Source organism: Rhabdochromatium marinum (genome assembly GCF_016583795.1).
GTDB classification, from domain to species: Bacteria; Pseudomonadota; Gammaproteobacteria; order Chromatiales; family Chromatiaceae; genus Rhabdochromatium; species Rhabdochromatium marinum.
The window spans coordinates 1-1,921 of record NZ_NRRS01000183.1; the positions used below are offsets into that span (position 1 = coordinate 1).

A 1,921-nucleotide genomic window follows, 5' to 3' on the forward strand; every position below is an offset into this window, starting at 1 on the left:
CACCTGATTATTTACGAATCTCAGCCTGCGAGTGCTGAGACGGCGCATACTGAGGCCATCGCAAGTTTCTGGAGAAGCGCTGATGGCACAAAACCCGATCCAATTTCAGAAGGGCTTGAGCTTGCAGGAATTTATGACGCACTACGGCCGTGAAGCTCTGTGCGTTGAAGCCCTGGAGCAATGGCGCTGGCCGCAGGGGTTCGTCTGCCCGAGCTGTGGTCACGGCGGCGTACCGGTGCGACTGCGCACGCGCGCCCTGTTGCAGTGCCGCCATTGCCATCACCAAACCTCCGTAACGGCTGGGACGATCTTCGAGGCGACCAAGCTGCCGCTCACGACCTGGTTCCTGGCGATGTTCTTGTTGACGCAGCAGAAAAACGGCATCTCTGCGCTGGAGCTCAAGCGTCATCTGGGCGTTTCCTATCTCACCGCTTGGCGGGTCAAGCACAAACTGTTGCAGGTCATGAAAGAGCGTGACGATCAAACCCGACTCAAGGGTGTTATCGAGGTCGACGATGCCTACTGGGGCGGGGAGCGTCACGGGGCCAAGCCTGGGCGCGGCTCACCGAACAAGGTTGCGTTCATCGCCGCCTTGTCCTGCAACGCAGAAGGCCACCCGATCGGGCTTTGCCTGGGCAAGGTGGCCGGCTTGCGCACGCGCGAAGTCGAGCGCTTCGCCAAGCGCCACTTCGATCCCAATGCCATCGTGCTCACCGATGGGCTGGCGTGCTTTCGTGGCGTCGCCAGCGCCGGGTTCGAGCACCAGCCCGTCGTCACCGGTGGCGGCTATCGCAGCATGGCCTTGCCCGAATTTCAGTGGCTTAACACCGTCCTCGGTAACGTCAAAAACAGCCTGCATGGTTCCTATCATCAGGTGAACAGCAAGCATCTGCCGCGCTTCCTGGCCGAGTTTTGCTATCGCTTCAATCGCCGATTTGATCTGGCCTCCATGCTCCCGCGCCTTGGATGGGCTGCCGTGCGAACTCCACCGATGCCACACCGTCTCCTGAAAATGGCTGAGGCATGTTAATAATCAGGTGCGATCAAGCTGCAAACCTACACCGCCGACACCATGACCCTACCGGTGAAGACCGGCGAGTTCTTCATCGACGACGAACGCAGCCTCTAGCACGGCCACAGCTTGCACGAGCTCTATGAGATCGCCCACACCCCTTGGGATTGGCACGCGCCCATCATTGAGCGCGCCAATCAACTCGGGTTGATCGCCTTCAGCACGCCGTTTGACGATACCGCCGTCGATTTCCTCGAGTCACTCGATACGCCCTGCTACAAGAACGCCTCGTTCGAAAACGCCGACCTGCCGTTGATCCGCAAGGTCGCCGCCACCGGCAAGCCGATGATCATCTCCACCGGCATGGCCACGCTTGCTGAGCTGGACGAAACCGTCCGCGCCGCCCGCGCCGCCGGTTGCAAAGACCTCATCCTGCTCAAGTGCACCAGCACCTACCCAGCTACCCCGGACAACAGCCACCTCAACACCATTCCGCACCTGCGCGAGCTGTTCGGCGCCGAGGTGGGCCTCTCCGACCATACTCACGGCATTGGCGCCGGCATCGCAGCAGTGGCGTTAGGGGCAACCGTGATTGAAAAGCACTTTACCCGACATTCCGCACCCGCTCACGCCACCAACAGGTTTTCTCTCAACTCATCTATCCTTGCGTTTATCGCAAACATTCAGAGGGAAGCAGGCTAGCCATGCACATCGAAACTGGCTCAAAGGCCAGTCCACAGCATTACAGCAGCCAAGCGCTCGAACACCTGGGATTGGTAGCGGGAATGTACGACGAGCTGGGTCTCGGGGAGCTCATTGATCGGGTTATGGTACAGGATGAAAGCAGCCGGATCATCTCCCTGGGACAGTCTGTAAAAGCGATGGTACTCAACGGGTTAGGCTTCGCGC

At 59.7% G+C, this 1,921-nt stretch carries 3 protein-coding genes; all 3 read left to right on the forward strand.

Annotation, left to right across the window (positions count from 1 at the left end; genetic code table 11):
* Positions 1-82 precede the first annotated feature (82 nt).
* On the forward strand, positions 83-1,030 hold the full coding sequence (locus tag CKO36_RS19185; protein ID WP_200286495.1) for an IS1595 family transposase: 948 nt from the start codon (positions 83-85) through the stop codon (positions 1,028-1,030).
* Between the two features lie 111 nt (positions 1,031-1,141).
* Positions 1,142-1,714 carry an N-acetylneuraminate synthase family protein gene (locus CKO36_RS19190; RefSeq protein WP_242469755.1) on the forward strand — a complete coding sequence of 191 codons (573 nt, stop codon included), beginning with the start codon at positions 1,142-1,144 and terminating at the stop codon, positions 1,712-1,714.
* Positions 1,715-1,716: 2 nt separating this feature from the next.
* Positions 1,717-1,921: DUF4277 domain-containing protein (locus tag CKO36_RS19195; protein ID WP_200286482.1), on the forward strand; the 205-nt coding region annotated here is incomplete at its 3' end.